This is a genomic window from Caballeronia sp. A2-2 (assembly GCF_057612605.2).
Genome location: NZ_CM172588.1, coordinates 848,590 through 863,126, shown reverse-complemented (window position 1 = coordinate 863,126; position 14,537 = coordinate 848,590). Strand labels below are relative to the sequence as shown.

Below are 14,537 nucleotides of genomic sequence, written 5' to 3'. Positions count from 1 at the left end.
CGAAGACTAGGGGAACAGAACGCCAGCACCAATCTCATAAAAAACATGCCGCCCATGCCGAGTGGCTTATATGCTGGGAATCCCGCTTGGGGCGGGGCTTCGCGAAATCTCGAAAACGCCGGACTAGGGCAAATGCCTAGTCCGGCCGAGCGGTCAAAAGCCGACTTCTTTCAAAGTACCGACATCAAGGCTGAATCACGCGCGACACACCGCGTCCGCGCGGATCGGACATGGGTTCGGGCGTGGTGCCATCGATACGAATGGCCTGAATGTCGCCGTTGAAGCCCTGCATCTCGAACTTGTAGCCCTTGGCTTCGAGCGCCTTCACGACATCAGGGTCGAGTTGATGGAACGGCTCCTGAAAGATCGTGTTCGGCGGCAAAAGCTGATGATGGAAACGCGTCGCGCCCACGGCTTCGGGCAGCGGCATGTTGAAGTCGTACACGTTCGAGAGCACCTGAAAGATCGACGTGAAGATGCGCGAGCCGCCCGGCGTGCCGATCACCATCGCCACCTTGTCGTCCTTGGTGATGACGGTCGGCGTCATCGAGGAAAGCGGGCGCTTGCTGGGGGCGATCGCGTTGGCATCGCTGCCGACCACGCCAAACATGTTCGGCACGCCCGGCTTGGAGGCGAAGTCGTCCATCTCGTCATTGAGCACGACGCCCGTGCCTTCCGCGATCACGCCCGAGCCGAAGTAACCGTTGATCGTGTACGTGTTGGAGACGGCGTTGCCCCATTTATCGACCACGGAAAAGTGCGTGGTTTCGGCCTTCTCAGGCATGGAGGTGCCGAGTCCCGGCTGCACGCTCTTGGTGTCCGAAGGCGTCTCAGGATTCACTTCCTGCGCGCGCTTGAGGATGTAGTCGTCGTTGGTCAGTTGTGCGACGGGCACTTTGTAGAAGTCAGGATCGCCGAGATATTGCGCACGGTCGGCGAACACGCGCTTCTCGATTTCCGCGACCAGATGAATGTATTGCGCGGAGTCCAGCGGCACGCCGTCGAACTTGTCCTTGAGATCCGCCTTCATCTTGAGTAACTGAACGAGGCCGACGCCGCCCGAACTCGGCGGCGGCGCGGTAATCACGCGATAGCCGTTCCAGCTCGCGGTGATCGGCTGACGCCACACTGCCTTGTAGTCCTTGAGATCGCGCTTCGTAATGAGACCGTGGCCCTGCATGGCGCGGTCGATCATGTCGGCGGTGTCGCCGTCGTAGAAGCCTTTCGCGCCTTTGTCCGAGATGCGCTGCAAGGTCTTCGCGAGGTCCGGCTGCTTGAACGTTTCACCGGCCTTCATGCTGCCGAAGTAGAGATCGAAGTTGGTCTTGCCGCCGAATTCCTTCGCGGCATCGTCGCGACGCTTGACGAGTTGATCGTCCACCACGAAGCCATCCTGCGCATACTTGATGGCGGGCGCGAGCACCTGCTTCCACTTGAGCTTGCCGAAGCGCTTGTGCGCTTCCCACATGCCCGACACCGTACCCGGCACGCCGACCGCGCGATAGCCGTACAAGCTCATGCCCTTGATGACTTCGCCCTTGTCGTCGAGATACATGTTGCGCGTGGCGGCGAGCGGCGCTTTCTCGCGGTAATCGAGGAAGTAGGGCCGATGATCGACGTAGAGCGTCATGAACCCGCCGCCGCCGATATTGCCCGCTTCAGGATACGTCACCGCAAGCGTGAAGGCGATGGCGACGGCTGCATCGACGGCATTGCCGCCTTGCTTGAAGATTTGCTCGGCGGTGTCGGCGGCGAACTTGTCGGCGACCGCGACGGCCGAGCCTGTCAGCACCGCAGGCTGCGTATCGGACGTCTTCGCATAGGCCGGTGCGGTTTCGATAAAACCGGCGCTCAACAACGCGCTGGTGAGCACGGCATTCACCGCGAGGGCACGAAAACGAGCTTCTTTTTTCAATGACATCTCCAGCTTCCTCCTTGGCTTCTTCGCTTTACATCGAGTTGAGGCTTATACCACGGGCTTCGCGCAAGGTTGCACGAAACGGACCCGCGATACGCGCCTCAGGGCATCTCAGCACTTGCATGGAACGAAATTATGGAGCGAAGTGAGGGGGCGCGTCACGGCATCGCGCGGGCGCGCAGAACCTTCTTTTCGAAACCGCGGCGAGACGCCGGCAGGAGAGACCCATGAACGCGCAAGTCGAAGCCATTCCGAAGGACCGTCGGGGCGTGATTCCGTATATCGCGGTGGCGGGCTGCGCCAGCGCCATCGAGTTCTACACGAAGGTGTTCGGTGCGACCGAGACATTCCGATTGGAGCAGCCGGATGGGCGCATCGGGCACGCGGAGTTGTCGATTGGCGGCGGCGTGATCTACCTGTGCGACGAATTCCCGGATTACGGCACGGTCGGCCCGCTTTCAGTCGGCGGCACCCCCGTGATGCTGCATGTGTACGTGGAAGATGTCGATGCCGTCGCCCAGCGCGCGCTCGATCAGGGCGCGACGATCCTGCGCCCCGTCGAGGATCAGTTTTACGGCGACCGTGGCGGACGGCTGCGCGATCCGTTCGGCCATGAATGGTGGATTGGCACGCACATCGAGGATGTGTCGCCCGAGGAATTGCGCGCGCGCGCCGAACGGCTGTTCGGCGGCGGTTGATTTCCTGACTTATTCGTTCGCGAAGGACACTTCCCTGAACGCTTCGTGCGCGTGGGGTTCGTCCGGTGCGTCGAGCGAATAGGTTTCGACCACGCGCCGCACTGATTGCCTGAACGATGCGACCAGATCCGAGCGAATCCCGCTTCTCGGATACGAGAGCGCGTATTCGTATTCGATGTCCGTATCGAACGGACGCACGACCACGCCATGCGCGCGCCAGACCTTCGCCGCGAACGGCTCGACGATCGACACGCCGAGCCCGCCCGCGACCATCGCGTAGCGGGTGTGCGCGGTGTCCGTGAACACGGTGTAGCGCGGCCTTTCTTCCGTCGATGAAATGAGCGATTGCTCCGCCTCGTACGGCTGACGCGCGTTTGGCAGCCAGCCGATCAACTGCTCGCCGCGCAGGTCGGCGGGGCGCACGATCTTCTTCCTGGCGAGCCGGTGCGTGGCGGGCATCGCGCATAACGCACGTGCCTTGAGCAGCGTTTCCACTTCGATGCCGGCCACCGCCGGAAATGCCTGACTCAACGCAACATCGGCCTTATGGTTCTGAAGCGCGACGAGCACTTCCGGCACTTTCACCGAATCCACCTTGACCGGCACGCCGGGATGACGCGCGGTGAAGTCCGCCAGCACCGGCGGCAGCAGCGTGGTGGCGAGCACCGGCATGCAGGCGACCGTCAACGCGTCGGACGCTTCCTCGCGGATCATCGCCGCGACTTGCTTGAGACGTTCAAGGCCCAGGAAGTTTTCCTCGACGGACTGATAGAAGCGCAAACCCGCGTTGGTCGGATTGAGACGGCCGCCCACGCGGCTGAAAAGGCTGAAGCCGAGATCGGCTTCGAGGTCGGCGATCAACCGGCTGATGGCGGGCTGCGTCACATGTAGTTTGCGCGCGGCGCCGACGCTGGTGCCGGTCATGATGAGGCTGCGAAAAGCCTCGATCTGGCGGAATCGGATCATCGTTTGAACGGCCTAGGATAAAGCCGGAAAAAAGTGTGGCCGCTTTTGGCGGCAAGGACGCAGATCTTATAGGAAACAGGCACTTGCCGCACTTTTGCCAAATTTTATCGCGGACGGTCGGCGGTCGAAGTGTCGGAAATGCACGACTATTCGAAAAATTTAGTCACTATAAGCAGATGTGAGTGGCATCCGGCTTATTGATGCGAAATACTCGCCGCCAGCCTGTAGTCAGATGAAAGCGACTTGAAGCCGTTTGACAAGCGATAGGACTTCGAAATGCGCTCGCTTCACGGTCATGAGTCGTTAGGGTGACTAAAAAGTTTAGCCGGGTCGCGCTAAACGAAGTAGTGCTTTCATCGCAGGCCAATGACTTTGCCGGCCTACGCCGGACGACACGAATAAACAGTCGAGACAAGAGGATTTTTCATGCCGTTCTTTGCCATTCCCCGTCGCCATGTGCTGCTTGCTTGGGTGCTTGCCGCATCGTCCTTGTCCGCGAATGCAGCCGTGATTCCTTCCGGCGTGACGCTTGCCGCCAAGCAGGAACTATTGCGAAACAACGGCTCCGAAGTGGAGACGCTTGACCCGGCGCTGGTCGAAACCGTGGGCGCGGCAAACCTCGCTCGCGATCTGTTCGAAGGCCTGACCGCCGCGAACAACGACGGCACGGTCATGCCGGGCCTCGCCGAGAAATGGGAGCAGAAAGACGCGACCACGTGGATCTTCCATCTGCGCAAGAACGCGCGCTGGACCAATGGCGACCCTGTGACTGCCGCCGATGTCGTGTATGGCTGCCAGCGCTTCGTCGATCCGAAAACGGCGTCGTCGTATGCCAATGTGTTCGGGCCGTTTCTGTTGAACGGCGCGGACATCGTCGCGGGCAAGAAGCCGGTGAGCATGCTGGGCATTCGCGCGATGGATGCTTACACCATCGAAGTCAAGACCGCGAATCCGGTGCCGTTCCTGCCGGAACTCATGTCGAATCCGAACCTCGGGCCAGTGCATCGCGCGACGGTGGAGAAGTACGGACGCGACTGGACCAAGCCCGGCAATATCGTCAGCAACGGCGCGTTCCAGTTGAAGGACTGGCAGGTCAACAACAAGCTCGTCCTGACGAAGAACGCGAATTACTGGGACAAGTCGAACGTGCAACTGACGCAGGTCACCTACCTCCCTATCGAAGATGAAAACACGGACGTCAAGATGTTCCAGTCCGGCGACATCGAGATGACCTATCAGTTGCCGACCGGCACGTATGCCAAGTACGCGAAGCAGTTTCCCGGCGACATCCGCAATTCGCTGATTCTCGGCACGCGTTACTACAGCTTCAACAACCGCGATCCGCTGCTGAAGGACGTGCGCGTGCGGCAGGCGTTGTCCATGGTGATCGACCGCGATCTGCTCGCGCAGCGCGTCACCGCCGATGGCCAGATTCCGCTCTACGACGTGCTGCCCAAGGGCGTGACCGGCGCGGATGTGAGCACGTACGCGTGGGCGTCGTGGCCCATGTCGAAGCGCGTCGAGGAAGCGAAGAAGCTGCTGGATCAGGCGGGCGTGAAGCCGGGCACGAAGCTGCGTTTCGCGACCAACACGAGCGACTACAACAAGAAGATGGCGCTGTTCGTGGCCTCCGAATGGAAGACCAAGCTCGGTCTGGTGATGGACATCGAATCGATGGAATTCAAGGTGCTGCTCAAGAAGCGCCATGACGGCGATTATCAGATCGCGCGCAACGGCTGGGTCGCGGACTATAACGACGCGACCACCTTCCTCACGCTCGTGCAGTGCAAGTCGGACCAGAACGACAACTTCAACTGCAATCCGAAGGCGGATGCGCTCATCAAGGAAGCGAGCCAGACCACGGATCAGGCGAAGCGCACGCAATTGCAGACGCAGGCCGCGAAGCTGATTATGGACGACTATCCCATGCTGCCGCTGCTGCAATACGGTCTGCCGCGTCTGGTGAAGGGTTACGTGGGCGGTTATTCGCTGAAGAATCCGATGGATCACTACGCGAGCAAGGATCTCTACATCGTCAAGCATTGACGCCTGACACGCACGAAAGCACAAGCGAAGGGGAACGCTGATGTGGTCATATGCCTTGCGGCGCGTGCTGTTCACGCTGCCGACGCTGCTGATCGTGATAACGGTCTGCTATCTGTTGCTGCACGCAACGCCGGGCGGGCCGTTCGACGGGGAACGCAAAGTGTCGCCGGAAGTGCTGGCGAACTTGCAGGCCCGTTATCACCTCGGCGAGCCGTTGTGGAAGCAGTATTTGCTTTACCTCGACGGTTTGCTGCATGGCGATCTTGGCGCGTCGTTTCGTTACGCCGACTGGAGCGTGAACGAACTCGTGCTGCGCGCGCTGCCGGTGTCGCTGACCATCGGCGGCGTGTCGATGCTGCTTGCCATCGTGATCGGCGTGGCGCTCGGCATCGCGGCGGCGCTGCGTCGCAACGGCATGATCGACTATCTCGTGATGCTGGTGAGCAACGCGGGCAACACGTTTCCGTCCTTCGTGATCGGGCCGGTGCTGATCCTCGTGTTCGCGATCCTGTTGAAGTGGTTGCCCGCAGGCGGCTGGAACGGCTTTCAGGTGCGCTACATGGTGCTGCCCGTCGCGCTGCTGGTGATGATCAACGTTGCGACCATCGGCCGCGTGACGCGCGCGAGTCTCATCGAGGTGATGAACACGCCGTATATCCGCACGGCGCGCGCGAAGGGGCTGCCGTTGCGCACCATCGTGCTGCGGCACGCGCTGAAACCCACGCTCATTCCGGTCGTATCGGTGCTCGGCTCGCTGGCGATTTCATCGATCACGGCCGCAGTGGTCACGGAGTCCGTGTTCTCGCTGCCGGGCATCGGCAAGCTGATCGTGAACGGCGCGGCCAATCGCGATTACACGCTCGTGCTCGGACTGGTCGTGCTGGTGACGGTCGTGGCCGTGCTGCTGAATTTGCTCGTCGATCTGGCCTATGCGTGGCTGGACCCGAAGATTCGTTATTGAAGGAGGCGCATGATGAAATCCGCATCTCTCGCACCGCTCCTCGAAAAAGCGGCGGTAGGCCGAAGCCCCTGGGCGGACGCGCGCACGCGTTTTCTGCGCAACAAGGCGGCAGTCGTGAGTCTCGTGTTGCTCGTGTTCATCACGCTGGTGTGCATCGTCGGGCCGTGGCTGTTGCCGAATCAGTTCGACTCGTCCGACTGGAACGCCATGAGCGCGCCGCCGACCTTCGCCAACTGGCATCTGTTCGGCACCGACGATTCCGGGCGCGATCTGTTCGTGCGCTGTCTGATCGGCGGTCGCGTCTCGCTCATGATCGGCGCACTCGCCACGCTCACCTCGGTCACGCTCGGCATCGTGTGGGGCGCGGTGGCGGGGTTCGTCGGCGGGCGCATCGACAACGCGATGATGCGCATCGTCGACATGATGTACGCCATTCCGTATCTGCTCATCGCGATCCTCATGGTGACGCTGCTCGGGCGCGAGTTCTATCTCGTCGTCGTCACCATCACGATTTTTTCGTGGATGGACATGGCGCGCGTGGTGCGCGGGCAAACGCTGTCGATCCGCTCGAAGGAATACGTGGAGGCGGCGCGCGCCATCGGCGTGCCGGCGCGGCGGATCATCGCGCGGCATGTGGTGCCGAACCTGCTCGGCATCGTCGCGATTTACACGACCGTGACCGTGCCCGCCGTCATTCTCACGGAGTCCGTGCTGTCGTTCCTCGGCCTCGGCGTGCAGGAACCCATGACGAGCTGGGGCGTGCTGATTCAGGACGGCGTCGGCGTGATGGAAGCGTCGCCGTGGATTCTGCTGTTTCCGGCGGCGCTGCTCTCGATCACGCTCTATTGCATCAACTTTGTCGGCGACGGGCTGCGCGACGCGCTCGATCCGAAGGACAGGTGAGCCATGCCGCTACTCGAAGTCAAGGATCTGCAAGTCGAATTTGCCACGCCCGATGCCACCGTGCGCGCGGTCGGCGGCGTGAGTTTCACGCTGGAAGAAGGGGAGACGCTCGGCATCGTCGGGGAATCCGGGTCGGGCAAGAGCCAGAGCGTGCTCGCCATGCTCGGGCTGCTCGCGGTGAACGGGCGTGCGCGTGGTGAAGCGGTGTATCGCGGCGAAAATCTCATTGGCATGCCGCAAAGGGCGCTTAACCGCATTCGCGGCAATCGTTTGTCGATGATCTTTCAGGACCCGATGAGTTCGCTCAATCCGTATCTCACGATCGAGCGGCAAATGACCGAGGTGCTGGAGCTGCACAAGAACATGACGCGGCGAGCGGCCAAGAAGCGCGCCACCGACATGCTCGAAGCGGTGCGGATTCCGGAGGCGGCGCATCGCATCGGGCAGTATCCGCACGAGTTGTCGGGCGGCATGCGGCAGCGCGTGATGATCGCGATGGCGCTGTTGTGCGAACCCGAAGTGCTGTTCGCCGATGAACCGACCACCGCGCTCGATGTCACCGTGCAGGCGCAAGTGCTGCAATTGCTGCGCGATTTGCAGCGCGACTTCGGCACGTCGATCGTGCTCATCACGCATGATTTGGGCGTGGTCGCGGGCCTGTGCGAAAAAGTCATGGTGATGTACGGCGGCCGCGTGATGGAGCAATGTCCGGCGCAAACGCTGTTCGCGAAGCCGTCGCATCCGTACACCATCGGCTTGCTGCGCGCGTTGCCGAGGCTCGATCACGATGGCGCGGAACTCGCGGGCATTCCGGGCAATCCGCCGAACATGGCGCATCCGCCGGCGGGCTGTCCGTTTCACGAGCGCTGCGCCGATGCGAACGACGAATGCGCCACGCACACGCCGCCGCTCCAAGCGGTCGATACGCATTGGCTGCGCGCGTGCCATCGTCCTGTCGAAGTCATGAAAACGCGTTATGCAGAGGCGAGCCATGTCTGACGCCACGATCCTCTCCGTGCGCGACATGCGCGTGCATTTTCAGGTGAAAAGCAAAACGCGCCTGCCGTGGGGCGCACCGCGCACGCTGAAAGCCGTCGAAGGCGTGAGCTTCGATCTGAAGGCGGGCGAGACGCTCGGCGTGGTCGGCGAATCGGGCTGCGGCAAGTCCACGCTCTCGCGCGCGATCCTCAACCTCATTCCCGCGACGTCCGGTGAAATCGTCTGGATGGGCGCAAATCTTTCGCAGGCGAGCAAGCGCGACTGGCATCGCGTGCGCGGCGATGTGCAGATGATTTTTCAGGACCCGCTCGCCTCGCTCGATCCGCGCATGACGGTCAGGCAGATCATCGCGGAGCCGCTGGAGGAGCATCGGCCGGGCATGAGCCGTCAGGAGATCGACGCCCGCGTGCGCGCGATGATGGCGCGCGTCGGCCTGCGCGAACAGATGATCAACCGCTATCCGCACGAGTTTTCGGGCGGGCAGTGTCAGCGTATCGGCATTGCGCGGGCGCTGATCGTCGAGCCGAAGCTCGTCATCTGCGATGAGCCGGTGTCCGCGCTCGATGTCTCCATCCAGGCGCAGATCGTCAATCTGCTCAGGCAGTTGCAGGTGGAGATGAAGCTGTCGCTGATCTTCATCGCGCACGATCTGGCGGTGGTGCGTCACATCTCCGATCGCGTGATGGTGATGTACCTCGGCCGCGTAATGGAACTCGCGGACAAACACGCGCTGTACGACACGCCGCGTCATCCGTACACGCGCGCGCTGTTGTCGGCGGTGCCGGTGCCGGACCCGTCCGTCGAGCGCGGCAAGGTCGTGCAGATTCTGTCGAGCGATATTCCGAGCCCGATCGATCCGCCTTCAGGGTGCGTGTTCCATACGCGCTGCCCGAACGCGCAGGCGCAATGCGCGCGTGAAGTTCCTGCGTTGCGCGCGCTCGAAGACGGCGCGCTGGCGGCGTGTCTGTTTGCCTGAGACGGGTATGCGCATGACATTGCCGCCATAGCGGAACCGTAGTCACGGCACGCGGCAGTTCAATGCCGCGCGCCGTCCCCACTCGCAGCGAATTCCGAACGCCTCGTTCGCCCCGATCTTCACGATCGCCGGGCGCGGCGAGTTGCATCCGTGCGTCCGGAAATCGCCGCGTCATTTTTATAAAAAGCCGTTCAGGTTGGGTCAGTCGTTGGAGATACTTTTCATGCAAAAACAAAAACGCTCAGTAGCACTTTCAATCTTGTTGTTCAGCGGTGCAGTGGCGGCCAGTCTGGGCGTTCACGCGCAGCAAGCGCCTGTCGCATCGGTCGCGCAGCAGCAGCCGGATGCGGAGCCCATCTCGCGCCACACGGAAACGCCGCCCGATTCCCCGCCGAATACCGAAGCGGATGCGCCGGTGAGCAATCAGGCGAAATCGAAGGGTTTCATCGAAGATTCGCATTTGAATATGTTGTTGCGCTCTTACACCGAGCATGACGATTTCAAGGGCGCGGGCAAAAAGGACGCGTGGGTGCTCGGCGCGCAGGCCGTATTCGAATCCGGCTACACGAAAGGGCTGATCGGCCTCGGCGGCGATGTATCGCTGTTCGGTGCGTTGAAGCTCAACGGCGGAAACGGCGCGGGTAATCGCGTGCGCATCGGGCCGGATAATCACGTCTACGATCAATCCGCGTGGGTCTATCCCGGCGTGTGGGACGTGAAGGCGCGCATGTCGAATACGGTCGTCAAATACGGTCAGCAACTCTTCGACAATCCGTTCCTGTCGCCGCATGACAATCGCGCGCTGCCGCCGACATATCGCGGCTTTTCGCTCGCCAGCGATGAAATCAAGAACCTGACGCTCAAGGCCGGCACGGTGGATGCGGTGCTCGCGCGCGGCATGACATCGACGACGCAGCTTTACACGGAATACGGCGGCACGCATATTTCGCGCTTCACGTACTTCGGCGGCGACTGGACGCGCGGCGACGACACGGCGGTGTCGCTGTACGGCGGTATCGCGAACAACGTGTGGCAGCAGTATTACTTCACGGCGACGCAGAGTATTGGCGATCCGAAATCCGTGCGCTGGACCGGCTCGGTGAACTACTACTACACGGGCGCGATCGGCAGCGAACGTCAAGGGTCGATCAACAACAACGCCTATAGCCTGGCGCTCGCGGGCACGCATGGCGCGCATACGCTCCAGTTTGCTTTCCAGCAGATTGTCAGCGATCAGATGTTCGACTACATGGGCCAGTCGGCGGGCGATTATCTGTCGAACTCGCTCGATGTGGACTACAACCAGCCGCACGAAAAATCCGTCAGCCTGACGTATTCGCTCAACATGAAGGACTACGGCGTGCCCGGACTCAAGTTCACGTTGTGGGGCGCGTATGGCTGGGGCGCGGATGGCAGCGCGATGGCGAACAGCGGCACCACGCAGGCGGCGAACTACATCGTGAATGGCGAGCCGGTGCATGGCTCGCATCACGAATTCGGCATCATCCCGAGTTACACGGTGCCGGACGGCAAGTTCAAGAACACGTCGGTCAAGTTCTACTACATGTACCACAAGGGCAGCGAGCACTATTCGGATATCACCAGTTCGGTGTATCGCCTGATGGTGAATGTGCCGGTGAACGTGTTCTGACTTTAACGATGCGGGCGTTGGGAACGCTTCAGAAGCGCGTCCCGACGCTGCATCCGCCGAAACCGCCGCCGTTGGTCGCGAAGCCGTTGCAGCCGAACAGGCCGCAACCGCTAAGCGTGAGGGTTGCCAGGATGATCGAAACGGCGGCGAGAGAACGGAGAGGTTTCATGATGACCGGAGAAAAGTCGCTGAGATGGCGAGCGATTCTCCGTTAAATCGTTCTCCGATACGTCAAAAAGTTTGCATCTTCAATGTTGCGGCATAGGCTGTTTCAGTTGATCGCCTTCGCTGGCAATCGCGAAGACCAGCAGCTTCGCGGGCTTCGTGCGGCTCGCATTCTTCGACACGATGTGATGTGCGCCCGGCGCCTCGTACCACGATTCTCCCGGCCCGTAAGTCTTCGCGGGCGAGCCTTCGAGTTGCGATGTCACGCGTCCTTCGAGCACATACGCGAAGATCGAGCCGGGGTGCGTGTGCGCATCCGATGCCTGACCGGGTTTGTACGCCACGGTGGCGATCAGCACGTTTTTGCCTGCTGCTTCGGGTATGGCTTGCTTCATCACAGGCGTGATTTTTTCTTCGCTCGATGAGTCGTGTGCCCATGCGGCGGCGGAACTCAGCAACAGCGCGGCGGCTATCAATTTTTTCATTGAAGGCTCCTCAAGCGGGCAATTTGCGGAAGGCAATCGCGAAGCGGTTCCAGCCGTTGATCGCGGTGATGAGCAAGGTCAGATCGACGATTTCCTCATCGCTGAAATGCGGGCGGACGGCTTCCCATACCGAATCGGGAACGTGTTCTTGCGACACGAGCGTGAGCGCTTCGGTCCATTCCAGCGCGGCGCGTTCGCGGTCCGTGAAGAAGGGCGTTTCGCGCCACACGACGACGGTTGCCAGCCGACGATCCGTTTCGCCTCCTTTGCGGGCATCGGTCGTGTGCATGTCGACGCAGAACGCGCAGCCGTTGATCTGCGAGGCGCGCAGGCGGACCAATTCGGTCAGGGATTTTTCGATATTGGATTTGGCGATGCGTTCTTCGAGGCCCAGCATGGCTTTGATTGCAGATGGGCTGGATTTGTAGAAGTCGAGGCGGGGTTGCATGGTGCGTGTCCTTTTGGCTGGAGCGCTTTGGGTGGCGCGACAGGTTTAGATTAGGCGTGGAGGTGGTTTTTTGGAATGACCGGTTTTGGGGAATTTTAGGTGACCAGTGGTTGGGGTTTTTGCGGCGGGCTTTGAACGGGTCGAGCACGTGGAGATGGCAGCATCTGGAACTGACGGACAATGTTTGGTTTTACTGTCGTTGCGGGCTTGGATTTTGTTGTTCTTTTTGTGCAAGGGGCTGCTGTTGTTTGGGCTTTTATTGCAGTAGCCGCCTCCCCGGCGGGGGGGTAACTTTCTTTGCTGCTGCAAAGAAAGTCACCAAAGAAAGCAGCTTTTACCCCCAGGCACGCTGGCTGGAGAGGGTGGTCTGGTTTAACGATGCAGTGGCCGCAATAGGACTTCACACGCATAACGAGCCGCTTAGGCAACCTAGCGATTACGCGCTCCAACTCTCTAGTCTAAGTGGACCGCATTCATTCTTTCGGCCATGCGCTGCGCGCGCCGAGAGCTTTAGAACGGAATCCCGCAGCGTATAAGCGCCCAGCCACATCACACCGCATCGCACCTCTCCCATTGGGCCCTACCTTGGTAAGCGCTTCTGGGCAAAGCGTGCACACCAACGCGCGTCACCTTTTAGTCGGAGCACTAACCACGGTAGGGCCGAATAGCAATCTTGCGAATAAGCGTGATGTGGCTGGGCGCTAATAGGCTGCGGGATTCCGTTCTTACGTTCTCGGCGCGCGAAGCGCATGGCCGAAAGCATGAGCGCGGACCACTAAGCCATAAATATTCGCGCGCGTGATCGCGAGGTTGCCAAAGCGGCAGGTTATGCGCGGGAAGTCCTATTGCGGCCACTGCATCGGTTAATCCAGACCAACCCTCTCCAGCCATCGAGCATGGTTTTAAAAGCTGCTTTCTTTGGTGACTTTCTTTGCAGCAGCAAAGAAAGTTACCCCCCCGCCGGGGAGGCGGCTACTGAATCAAAAGCCCAACCAACAGCAGCCCCTTGCCCAACATAAAGACAGCATCACCGACGATCCAATATCCCAACAGACCAAACCCGAATACTCAATCCAACCCCGCCGCCGGCCCAAAAAACTCATACCGACTTTGCGCTTCCGGCACCCCAAGCGCCCGCAGATGCCTCTTCACCGCCTTCATAAACGCCTTCGGCCCCAAAAAATAAGCATCCACATTCCGATCCTCGGGCAGCCATCGACCCAGCAGCGTTTCATCGACGAAACCGATGGCATGCGCCGCATGATCGCCCTCACGCGCTTGTTCGTAGCAATAGAAGCGCTTCAATTGCGGATGTCGCGCCGCCAGCGCTTCGACGGCATCGCGGAAAGCATGCACGCCGCCATGCCGCGCCGCATGAATAAAGCTCACCGGCCGCGCCGGGTTCGAAGCCAGCGCCGCACGCAACATGGCAAGCGTCGGCGTGATGCCCACACCGCCGCTGATCAGCACGAGCGGCCGTTCGCCATGCTGCAATCGGAAGTCACCGGCAGGCGGATACAACTCAATCACATCGCCCGCGCGCACGCTGTCGTGCAAGAATCCGGACACCTTGCCATTCGGCTCGCGCTTCACGCTGATGCGATACGCGCGCCCATCCGGCGCGTCCGACAGCGAATAATTGCGGCGCGTTTCCTCGCCATCGACGAACACGCGCAACCCAATGTACCGTCCCGCCTCAAAATCTAGCAGCGCGCCGCCGTCTTCCGGCACGAGATGAAAAGACGTTATCTCATCGCTTTCCACGACTTTTTGCGAGACCACGAAACGCCGCGTGCCGCGCCATCCGCCGGGCGCATCTGCGCGTTCGGCGTAGATGTTCTCCTCCAGCCCGATCAGCAAATCCGCGAGTTGCCCGTAAGCGGCTGCCCACGCTTCGATCACCGCATCGGTGGCGATCTCCGCGCCGAGCACTTCGCGAATGGACGCCAGCAGGCAGCGTCCGACGATCGGATAATGCTCCGGCTGAATGTTCAACGCGACATGCTTGTTGATGATCTGCCCGACCAGCCCGCCAAGCTTCTCCAGCTCATCGATATGACGGGCGTACATCAACACGCCCTTGGCGAGCGCGCGCTGTTGTGCGCCGCTGGCCTGATGCGCCTGATTGAACATTGGACGCACTTCGGGATGGTTGTCGAGCATGGACTGGTAGAAGTGCGTGGTGAGCGCTTCGCCGCCGCTTTCGAGCAGCGGGACGGTAGCCTTGACGATGGCGCGATGTTCGGCTGAGAGCATGGTGTAGTCCTTTTGAAGTGGATAAAGTTTCTTGCTCTCCAAATACATACACGATGCATGCCAGT

At 60.8% G+C, this 14,537-nt stretch carries 13 protein-coding genes; 7 read left to right on the top strand and 6 right to left on the bottom strand.

Annotated elements, in window-relative coordinates; translation table 11 throughout:
* Positions 1-184: 184 nt before the first annotated feature.
* Positions 185-1,921 (bottom strand): gamma-glutamyltransferase, encoded by a 1,737-nt coding sequence (gene ggt / locus ACZCWR_RS20285; RefSeq protein WP_487303416.1) that lies wholly within the window; start codon positions 1,919-1,921, stop codon positions 185-187.
* Between the two features lie 224 nt (positions 1,922-2,145).
* Here ggt and ACZCWR_RS20280 point away from each other — a divergent pair, with 224 nt between their 5' ends.
* Positions 2,146-2,616: a VOC family protein gene (locus ACZCWR_RS20280; RefSeq protein ID WP_487303415.1), complete on the top strand. Its 471-nt coding sequence runs from the start codon at positions 2,146-2,148 to the stop codon at positions 2,614-2,616.
* Between the two features lie 9 nt (positions 2,617-2,625).
* Here ACZCWR_RS20280 and ACZCWR_RS20275 read toward each other — a convergent pair whose 3' ends face one another.
* Complete coding sequence (locus ACZCWR_RS20275) at positions 2,626-3,582, bottom strand: LysR substrate-binding domain-containing protein (protein WP_487303414.1); 957 nt, start codon at positions 3,580-3,582, stop codon at positions 2,626-2,628.
* Positions 3,583-4,008: 426 nt separating this feature from the next.
* Here ACZCWR_RS20275 and ACZCWR_RS20270 point away from each other — a divergent pair, with 426 nt between their 5' ends.
* The 6 genes from ACZCWR_RS20270 (at position 4,009) to ACZCWR_RS20245 (ending at position 11,118) form a co-directional block, all read left to right on the top strand.
* Positions 4,009-5,628 carry a peptide ABC transporter substrate-binding protein gene (locus ACZCWR_RS20270; protein WP_487303413.1) on the top strand — a complete coding sequence of 540 codons (1,620 nt, stop codon included), beginning with the start codon at positions 4,009-4,011 and terminating at the stop codon, positions 5,626-5,628.
* 40 nt (positions 5,629-5,668) lie between these two features.
* Positions 5,669-6,589 (top strand): oligopeptide ABC transporter permease OppB, encoded by a 921-nt coding sequence (oppB, locus tag ACZCWR_RS20265; protein ID WP_487303412.1) that lies wholly within the window; start codon positions 5,669-5,671, stop codon positions 6,587-6,589.
* Between the two features lie 9 nt (positions 6,590-6,598).
* Positions 6,599-7,492: an ABC transporter permease subunit gene (locus ACZCWR_RS20260; RefSeq protein ID WP_487303411.1), complete on the top strand. Its 894-nt coding sequence runs from the start codon at positions 6,599-6,601 to the stop codon at positions 7,490-7,492.
* Positions 7,493-7,495: 3 nt separating this feature from the next.
* Positions 7,496-8,491 (top strand): ABC transporter ATP-binding protein, encoded by a 996-nt coding sequence (locus ACZCWR_RS20255; protein ID WP_487303410.1) that lies wholly within the window; start codon positions 7,496-7,498, stop codon positions 8,489-8,491.
* Positions 8,484-9,467, top strand: a complete 984-nt coding sequence (oppF, locus tag ACZCWR_RS20250; protein WP_487303409.1) for a murein tripeptide/oligopeptide ABC transporter ATP binding protein OppF — start codon at positions 8,484-8,486, stop codon at positions 9,465-9,467. Before ACZCWR_RS20255 ends, oppF begins: the two co-directional genes overlap by 8 nt.
* A gap of 223 nt (positions 9,468-9,690) precedes the next feature.
* Complete coding sequence (locus ACZCWR_RS20245; protein WP_487303408.1) at positions 9,691-11,118, top strand: OprD family outer membrane porin; 1,428 nt, start codon at positions 9,691-9,693, stop codon at positions 11,116-11,118.
* 28 nt (positions 11,119-11,146) lie between these two features.
* Here ACZCWR_RS20245 and ACZCWR_RS20240 read toward each other — a convergent pair whose 3' ends face one another.
* From ACZCWR_RS20240 to hmpA, 4 genes are all read right to left on the bottom strand, one after another.
* Complete coding sequence (locus ACZCWR_RS20240) at positions 11,147-11,287, bottom strand: hypothetical protein (RefSeq protein ID WP_487303407.1); 141 nt, start codon at positions 11,285-11,287, stop codon at positions 11,147-11,149.
* Positions 11,288-11,366: 79 nt separating this feature from the next.
* Positions 11,367-11,768 carry a cupin domain-containing protein gene (locus ACZCWR_RS20235; RefSeq protein WP_487303406.1) on the bottom strand — a complete coding sequence of 134 codons (402 nt, stop codon included), beginning with the start codon at positions 11,766-11,768 and terminating at the stop codon, positions 11,367-11,369.
* A gap of 10 nt (positions 11,769-11,778) precedes the next feature.
* Complete coding sequence (locus ACZCWR_RS20230) at positions 11,779-12,216, bottom strand: carboxymuconolactone decarboxylase family protein (protein ID WP_487303405.1); 438 nt, start codon at positions 12,214-12,216, stop codon at positions 11,779-11,781.
* Positions 12,217-13,284: 1,068 nt separating this feature from the next.
* The gene (hmpA, locus tag ACZCWR_RS20225) at positions 13,285-14,472 is read right to left on the bottom strand and encodes an NO-inducible flavohemoprotein (protein ID WP_487303404.1); all 1,188 of its coding nucleotides are present in this window, start codon (positions 14,470-14,472) and stop codon (positions 13,285-13,287) included.
* Positions 14,473-14,537 lie beyond the last annotated feature (65 nt).